The sequence below is a fragment of the Streptomyces sp. NPDC048411 genome, assembly GCF_040704695.1.
GTDB lineage: Bacteria > Actinomycetota > Actinomycetes > Streptomycetales > Streptomycetaceae > Streptomyces.
On record NZ_JBEZKL010000090.1, the window covers coordinates 22,802 to 30,302 of the forward strand.

7 protein-coding genes and 1 pseudogene are annotated in these 7,501 nt (G+C 67.9%); 4 read left to right on the forward strand and 4 right to left on the reverse strand.

Annotation, left to right across the window (positions count from 1 at the left end; translation table 11 throughout):
* Window positions 1-97 precede the first annotated feature (97 nt).
* Entirely contained in the window at window positions 98-1,702 is a 1,605-nt protein-coding gene (locus AB0915_RS26720) for an MDR family MFS transporter (RefSeq protein ID WP_366693488.1), read from the reverse strand.
* 251 nt (window positions 1,703-1,953) lie between these two features.
* On the opposite strand from AB0915_RS26720, the gene AB0915_RS26725 reads away from it, so the two are divergent.
* Window positions 1,954-2,562: a helix-turn-helix domain-containing protein gene (locus AB0915_RS26725; RefSeq protein ID WP_366693489.1), complete on the forward strand. Its 609-nt coding sequence runs from the start codon at window positions 1,954-1,956 to the stop codon at window positions 2,560-2,562.
* A 413-nt stretch (window positions 2,563-2,975) separates the two neighbouring features.
* Here AB0915_RS26725 and AB0915_RS26730 read toward each other — a convergent pair whose 3' ends face one another.
* Window positions 2,976-3,761 carry a hypothetical protein gene (locus tag AB0915_RS26730; RefSeq protein WP_366693490.1) on the reverse strand — a complete coding sequence of 262 codons (786 nt, stop codon included), beginning with the start codon at window positions 3,759-3,761 and terminating at the stop codon, window positions 2,976-2,978.
* 673 nt (window positions 3,762-4,434) lie between these two features.
* Here AB0915_RS26730 and AB0915_RS26735 point away from each other — a divergent pair.
* Together AB0915_RS26735 and AB0915_RS26740 are read left to right on the forward strand one after the other, a co-directional pair.
* Window positions 4,435-4,782, forward strand: coding sequence for an antibiotic biosynthesis monooxygenase (locus tag AB0915_RS26735; protein ID WP_366693491.1), 348 nt, complete (start codon window positions 4,435-4,437; stop codon window positions 4,780-4,782).
* A 25-nt stretch (window positions 4,783-4,807) separates the two neighbouring features.
* A pseudogene (locus tag AB0915_RS26740) lies at window positions 4,808-5,053 on the forward strand (transposase); the annotation flags it as partial.
* A gap of 132 nt (window positions 5,054-5,185) precedes the next feature.
* On the opposite strand, the gene AB0915_RS26745 reads toward AB0915_RS26740, so the two are convergent.
* Entirely contained in the window at window positions 5,186-6,244 is a 1,059-nt protein-coding gene (locus AB0915_RS26745) for a sulfite oxidase (protein ID WP_366693492.1), read from the reverse strand.
* A 450-nt stretch (window positions 6,245-6,694) separates the two neighbouring features.
* Window positions 6,695-6,823, reverse strand: coding sequence for a hypothetical protein (locus AB0915_RS26750; RefSeq protein ID WP_366693493.1), 129 nt, complete (start codon window positions 6,821-6,823; stop codon window positions 6,695-6,697).
* Between the two features lie 477 nt (window positions 6,824-7,300).
* On the opposite strand from AB0915_RS26750, the gene AB0915_RS26755 reads away from it, so the two are divergent.
* Window positions 7,301-7,429, forward strand: a complete 129-nt coding sequence (locus tag AB0915_RS26755) for a hypothetical protein (protein ID WP_366693494.1) — start codon at window positions 7,301-7,303, stop codon at window positions 7,427-7,429.
* Window positions 7,430-7,501 lie beyond the last annotated feature (72 nt).

Sequence of the window (7,501 nt, forward strand, 5' to 3'; positions counted from 1 at the left end):
GACGGCGTGCTGTGGTGACCGGTTTCGCATGAACCGGCCGGCCAGGGCCCCGTACGGAGGTGCGGTACGGGGCCGAGGCGACGTCCGGTCAGTTGGTCTATGCGGTCGTCTTGGCGGTGGAGACAGCAGCGGCCGGGGCCTTGTCCGTGCTCGATCCGCCGGTGAGCCCGCGCAGGGGTACGTGGCGGATGAACAGGGCGATCACGATGCCGACGGCTGCCGCGCCCGCGGCCAGGGTGAAGGCGGTGCCGATGCCGTCGGTGACGGCCTGGGCGAAGGCGTGGCGGACGGTTTCGGGCAGGCCGCGCAGTGCTTCCGGGGTCATCTGCGCGAGCGTGCCGGAGTTCGCGGCGTCGGGGGAGCCGCCCGCGGCGGAGGTGAAGGAGTCGCTGAGGGTGCTGGTGTAGAGGGCGCCGAGCACGGATACGCCGAGGGAGCCGCCCATGTTGCGCAGGAAGGTGGTGGCGCCGGTGGCGGCGCCCAGGTCGCGCAGCGGCGCACTGTTCTGGGCGATGAGCATGGTGGTCTGCATCAGGCAGCCCATGCCCGCGCCGAGGATCACCATGTAGAGCGAGGTGAGGGTGCGCGAGGTGTCGGGGCCCATCGTCGCGAAGAGGCCGAGTCCGATTGCCATCAGCACGCTGCCCGCGATCGGCAGGGCGCGGTAGCGGCCGGTGCGGCTCGTCAGGACGCCGCCGCCGAGGGAGAGCACCATCGAGGCGATCATCATCGGCATGAGCAGCAGACCGCTGTTGGTGGCGGAGGAGCCCTGGACGTACTGCTGGAACTGCGGCAGCAGCGTCATCCCGCCGAACATGGCGAAGCCGACGACGAAGCTGAGGGCGCCGGCGAGGCTGAAGTTGCGGTCGGCGAAGACCGACAGCGGCATGATCGGCTCTACGGCGCGGCGTTCGACCATGATGAAGGCGGCGAAGGCCACCACGGTGACCGCGGCCAGGCCGATGATCGTGGCCGAACCCCAGGCGTACTCGGTGCCGCCCCAACTGGTGATCAGGACCAGGGTGGTGATCCAGAGGGTCAGCAGTGCGGCACCGGTCCAGTCGATGCGCACCTTCCCGGAGGTGTTGCGGGGCAGCTTGGCGAGGACGAACCAGCAGACCAGCAGAGCGATGATGCCCAGCGGCAGGTTGACGTAGAAGGCCCAGCGCCAGTTGAGATGGTCGGTGATGAAGCCGCCGGCCAGCGGCCCACCGATCATGGCGACCGGCATGACGGCCATCATCACGCCCTGGTACTTGCTGCGATCCCGGGGCGGCACGATGTCGGCCATTGTCGCCATGACGCCCACCATCAGACCGCCCGCACCCAGCCCCTGCAGCGCGCGGAACCCGATCAGCTCGCCCATGTTCTGCGACATGCCGCACAGCGCGGAGCCGATCAGGAAGATCGCGATGGAGGAGAGGAAGGTGATGCGGCGGCCGAGCAGATCGCCGAGCTTGCCCCAGATCGGGGTGGCGGCGGTGGAGGCGAGGATGTAACCGGTGGTCACCCAGGCCAGGTGCTTCAGGCCGCCCAGGTCGCCCACGATCGTGGGCAGCGCGGGGGCCACGATCATGTTGTCCAGCATGGCCAGCAGCATCGCGATGACCAGGCCGCTCATCGTCACCAGGATCTCGCGGTGGGTGAAGCGCGGCGGCGAGGCGCTCTCGGCGTCGACCGACGCCGGTGCTGTTTGCGTCACAGCGAATGCCTTTCAGCGGAGTGCGGGGGTTCGGTACGCGGAGAGCCGAACGAAGGGATGGATCGATGTGGGCCGGCCACGGGAAGCCGCCGCGCCGCGCCTCCGCAGAACCACATGCGCACGCGACTTACTTACCGGCCGGTTAGTAGATTACTTGCCGACCGGTAAGTTGGCAACCGAGGGTCACCCGGCGACGATGAGCCAGGTGCTCGGGTGCCTGGAGGCGCCCAACGAGAAGGGGACAGATGGCGATGGCTGGGCAGCGGCGGGGCAGCGACACCAAGGCCGAGATTCGCAAGGTGGCCATCGAGCTGTTCACCACTCAGGGCTACGAGGCGACCTCCCTGCGAGAGATCGCCGAACGCCTCGGCATCACCAAGGCTGCCCTCTACTACCACTTCAGCGGCAAGGAAGACATCGTCCGGTCGCTCTTCACCGAGTACCGGGACGCCCTGGACTCCATGGTCACCTGGGCCCGACAGCAGCCCCCCGGCCCCGACCTGCACAGCCGCGCCGTGGACCGCATGGTCGACCTGGTCACCGGAGACGGCCTGCCCGCCATGCGGTTCGCCCTGGCCAACCCGCGGATCGTGCGCGACATCGACACCGGCCGGGAGAACGCTTTCGAGAGGCTCACCGAGCTTTTCGAGGTCCTGTCCGGACCGGACGCCTCCGTGGAAGAAGAGCTCCGGCTGCGCTCCGCCCTGCTCAGCGTCAATATCGTGCTGCTGGCCGCCCAGGGCCTGAAGGCGTCCGACAAACAGATCGCCGCCGCCGCCCGCGGCATCGCCCACTCGCTCGTCCCCCCGGTCGAGACGCCGAGCGAAGAGGCTCAAGCTGACCACGTGCCTGAGGCATGACCGGTCGTGCTGGCGGTCGGCTCCGCGAGCGGGGAGCACGCGCCCGCACCGCACACCACTTGGCGAAGATCTAGTTCCACTCGTCGATGTCGACGTCGGAGAGCATGACGAGCGCGTTGGAGCCCACGATGTTCCAGGCGACCTCGGGTGCCGCGTACGCCTGAGCCAGTGACCGGGCGACCGGCTTCACGAGCCGGTCGCCTGGTCGGGTCGTACTTTCAGCGGGCAGGTGGCCTCGACGTTGTCCGACGTGACTTTTTCGAGGCGAAGTGCTGAAGATGTGCCGGCAACCTACCAAGCGTGCCGGGATTCCACCGGGATTAACCGCCGACGCACCGTTCGGGAGCACACTCGCCCTCGTCACGGCTCCGGGTCGTGACGAGGGCGTCCGGACAGTTCTCCTGCGGGAGGCGTCAGTTGGCGGGGGCCTGGTAGAGGCCCCGGCCGGCGCGGTGCGCCCGGGAGGTGGCGACGAGCCGGTCGAGGGTGCTGCGTACGGTGTTGATGCTGTTGGGGGTGAGCTCACGCCCCAGGGCCTTCGTGACGTCACGGGCACGCACGGGGGTGGCGCCGAACCCGGACAGCACCTTGATGGCCATCTCGGTGAGGCTGCCACTGCCGTCGACGGCCGGAGCGGCGGTCGCGGCCTTCTTCGGTGCCTTGGCCTTGGCGGCCTTGGCGGTCGCGGCGGACTTGGTGCTCTTGGCGGCGACGGCCTTCTTGGCAGGCCCGGCGGACTTGGCGGCGACGGCCTTCTTGGCCTGGCCGCGCTCGGTCTTCGGCTCGGCGGGAGCCTGCTTGCGGGCCTTGGGTACAGACGCCTTCCGGGCGGTGCGGCGCGCAGGGGCGGCCGCTGCCTGCTCCTGCGGGGCCTCTGCCCGGGCGGCGGAGTCGATGGATTCCTGTGCCTGCTGCGGAATCCTCGGAGCGACAACGCTCTCCGCTTCCGCCTCAGCGTCGGCTTCTGCCTTGACGTCCACTGCCTTGACGTCTTGCGCCTCCGTGTTCGAGGAGGGAACAGGAGCAGAAGACAGCACACGCAGAGCTGTCAGAGCAGTCCGCACCGACTCCAGACGTTCGGTGACAGTCGCGAGTTCTTTCTCCAGGGCTTGCTGGTGCTGTTCCAGGCGGGGAAGTTCCGCCTGCAGCAAGGCAGTTGTGGCATCGATGCTGCCCAGTGTGTTGGTCTCGGAGGTCATGTTGTCGCCCTTCTGTCCCGGCCGACCGTTGGTGACCGATGTGTTGCAGCGTAAGGGGCGTTGTGTTGTGACCGGAAATCGCCCCTCCGGTACGTGCCGCCAAGAGGCGCCGTCAGCACGGGCGGCGAGTCTCCCGAATCTCCGTACCGCGCGCCCCGCAGACCGAGTGGACAACACTTTTTTGGCCGTACACGCTTCGTCGGCCGGGCACTCCGCGCACTGTCCCTGGTCGGTACGGGAATCGCCACACCTCGCGCGAATACCGCAGTCAGCTACGGAAGTTGAACACGCGGCAGAGCATGGGAAGAACGGGCTCCTGTTGCGACAACGCCGCAGCCGAGCGCTTCTTCGGGCTGCTGAAAGCGGAGATCGGGACCATAGTCAGGGAGTCCCACCAGGCGGCCCGAGCCGACGTCTTCCGCTTCATCGAGGTCGAGTACAACCGCACCACCGTTCGGGGTGACGCGGATCGTCTCGTTCCCGAACCGCTTCCCCGACTCGCCACTGGATGTACGCCGCCTGGCAACGGCGGGCCAATGCCCATTGATCGTGCGTGGCCTTGGTGATCGCACCGGCGATCCGCGATGCAACCGGATAGCAGGGTTGTGAGTTCAGGTGGGTGCGCGAGATCGTTTGAGGCGATACTGCCGGTGTCGTCTGTTGGAGGACCTCCGTGACCGATCTTGCGCCCGCGTCGCTGCCTGCCCCGCCCTACTACGCCGTGGTGTTCACCGCCGTGCGGACCGCTGGCGACAACGGCTATGCGGAGAGAGACGAGCGGATGATGAAACTGGCTGCCGACCAGCCGGGATTCCTCGGTGTCGATTCCGCTCGCGGTGCGGACGGCCTGGGGATCACGGTGTCGTACTGGAGGGACGAGGACTCGATTGCCGCTTGGCGGGATCAGGCAGAGCACGCCCTGGCCCGTGCGGACGGACGCGAGCACTGGTATGCCTCGTTCTCGCTCCACGTGGCCAAGGTCGAGCGCGCCTACGGGTTTACCCGCCCGGCAGATTTGTAGGTGCCACCGCCGCCCATCCTCGTGCGGCGTGCGCTCCTCGCGGGCGATCGAGCGCAAGTGCGTGAACGATGTCGCTTTCCGGTTCCTGGCCGCCAACCAGGCCCCCGACTTCCGCTCGATCGCCCGGTTCCGCCGCCACATTGACGCCCTCGCCGGCCTGTTCCTGCAGTCGCTGCACCTCGCGCAGAAGCTCGGCATGGTCAAAATGGGCCGTGCCGCTCTGGACGGCACGAAGTTGGAGGCCAACGCCTCCAAGCACAAGGCCATGAGCTAGACCGAAGCGGGGCGGCGACAGGTGATGGCGGACCTGCGCATCTTTGTTGTAGTGCCCGTTTCCAGCAGCGATAGCTGGGCGTGTGCTCGCTCCGGGGGCTATCTGCGAACCTCATCTGGCTTGTCCGGTTCAGTGAGAGCATGTGATGTGCAGGCGGGCCCAGGCGTTGTTGGCGTACCCCCTGGGGTTCCAGACGGTTGCTGGCGATTCGGGCTGTACGGCTGCGGTGTTGTCCCAGGCGCGGGCGACGAGTTCCGTCTCGCCCGGGGGCAGGTCGAGTGTGGCGTGCCAGTGCTGCCACGTCCAGGGATTTGCCGCTGTGTCCAGATCGGCGTGGATCCACATGTTGCCGCCGTCAGGGGATACATCCACCCGCGCCACAGTTCGGTCATCCCCGGCGAAGGCAAAGCCGGTGACCTCGGTCGGCCCGGAAGGTAGCTGGGCGTCTTTTCCGGGCTGCAGGATGGCGCAGTGGATGGCAATCGGGCCAAGGGTGATGCCGTCCCCCGGTCCGGCCGTGTGAGGGTCAGCTTCAGGGGGCAGGATGCTGTATTCGGCTTGGAAGTAGTTATCGGTCGGTTCGGCTTGTGCGGTGATGCGCTGGAGCCATTTGACGCTGCGGGCGCCGATCCAGCCCGGGACGACCACGCGCAGTGGGGCCCCGTGCGCGGTGGGCAGTGCCTGGTCGTTCATCGTCCAGGCCAGGAGCACTTCGTCGGCGGTGGCTTTCGCCGCCGGGATGGAGGCGCCGAAGGGCTGTGGTGGGTCGGTGTCCTGTGACACGTCGGCGCCGGTGAAGGCGATGTGGGTCGCTTGCGCCTGCAGCCCGGCCTCGGCCAGCACGTCTGCCAGGCCCGCTCCGCCCCAGCATGCGGTGGAGATGGCCGCGGGGCCCCAGGGGACTTGGCCTGGTATGTCGTGGAACTCCATCAGGTCGGCGCGCCGGTTGCCCGCGCACTGCAGTGTCGCCACCAGGTTCCGCTCGGGGAAGCGGCGCTGCAGTTCGTCCAGGGACAGCTCCAGGGGGTTCTCGACCAGGCCGTCTACTCGCAGCCGCCAGCTTGCCTTGTCTATGAGGGGGAACGGTCCGTGATTGCGGCCGTAGAAAGTGTCCAGAGGGGTGACCTGGCCCACGAGGGCGCTAGGAGGCGGCTCGGCGTTGTACGGCTCTGCCTGGTGAACGATCATATCTTCCCGCTTATCACATATGCCCATATTAGATTTATGCTCGAATCCTGCCCGAGCGACACATCCTGCCCCTTCGGATTGGGTGGCAGCGGCACAGTGCGCATTGCTGCGGCGCCCGGAAAGGGGAGCGAGTCCATGGGGAAGGTGCGCGGTGGGGACGACACAGACCCTGCCCTTGCCGAAAACCTCATCCGCCCAGGTGGGACCCGACGTGATGCGGCCTCCCCTGCATAGAGGGCCACCAGCGAGTCGGGTCGACAACGGAGTCAAGTGGGCCAACCTGCGGGCGGCCGCAACCGGCACCGCGCCGCCGCCGTCGGGCTGCCAGGACCGACGCCGCCATGTCCTCAGCCCGACGCGGCACCGGCGACCCCGCCACCGCGCTCCGTGCCGACTCGTCGACTGCAGAAGGCGGCTCGGCCGGCACTTCGATCACCGTTGCACGAGCATCTACCAGCCGCTGAAGCGTTCCGCGTTGCCGAGCGCGGTCTGCACCCGCTCGGCCTCCTCCCGCAACCGCGCGATCTCCTCCCGGACCCTCTTGTCCCGGACCACCAGCAAACCGAGCACCGACGCCACCAGCCACCTCCACAAGCCAGACGAGCGGACGAACCACGCCCATCTCTCCCGCCATCAGCCGGAGTTCATGCCCACCCAACCCGAACCAACCGATCACGTTCGGAAAGCGCATGGCGTCTCATTCACCAACCGGCCGCTGCGGCACCTGTCCATCCCGGACATCGTCTGGCTCGGCTGACCCGCCCCACATGAGCGCGCCCTGTCCCCGGCGTTGGAGCTGCCCGGGACAGGGCGCTTCACATGCCGGGAGGCCTTCGGCGGCGAGCCGGGCTGTTCGTCATCACCAGCCGCGTGTGGTGAATTTCGGGGCCGGTGCTGCCCTGCCCGTCCGCTCCGCGCGGTCGAGCGGCCATGGCGTACCAAGTTGTTTGGCCATCCGCGTATCGAAGTCTCGGTAGGACGCATCCACCAATGTCCTCAGTACTGACGCGGTGCGGCACCGTCCGCCGCGAATGCACACCAGCCGATCTTGCCCTCATGGATGCCGACCAGCTCGTGTACGACCCAGAGGCGGGCCGGCGCGGCGAGCGGATCACCAACCTGAAGAAATTGCTCACCCTCGTCTGTCCGGGGCCCGGCGTAGCCGTCCATGTGATGACCGCGTGATCGTCGGAGGGGCCGGTCCGCCGCGTGCGCACCCGGTCGGTAGGGTCGGGCCCATGTCCCGCCGCACACTGC

What these genes read in the sequence shown, in the direction of transcription:
- AB0915_RS26725 (WP_366693489.1), top strand. Translation starts at nt 1,954, where the DNA reads ATGGCTGGGCAGCGGCGGGGCAGCGACACCAAGGCCGAGATTCGCAAG.
- AB0915_RS26730 (WP_366693490.1), bottom strand. Translation starts at nt 3,761, where the DNA reads ATGACCTCCGAGACCAACACACTGGGCAGCATCGATGCCACAACTGCC.
- AB0915_RS26745 (WP_366693492.1), bottom strand. Translation starts at nt 6,244, where the DNA reads ATGATCGTTCACCAGGCAGAGCCGTACAACGCCGAGCCGCCTCCTAGC.
- AB0915_RS26755 (WP_366693494.1), top strand. Translation starts at nt 7,301, where the DNA reads ATGGATGCCGACCAGCTCGTGTACGACCCAGAGGCGGGCCGGCGCGGC.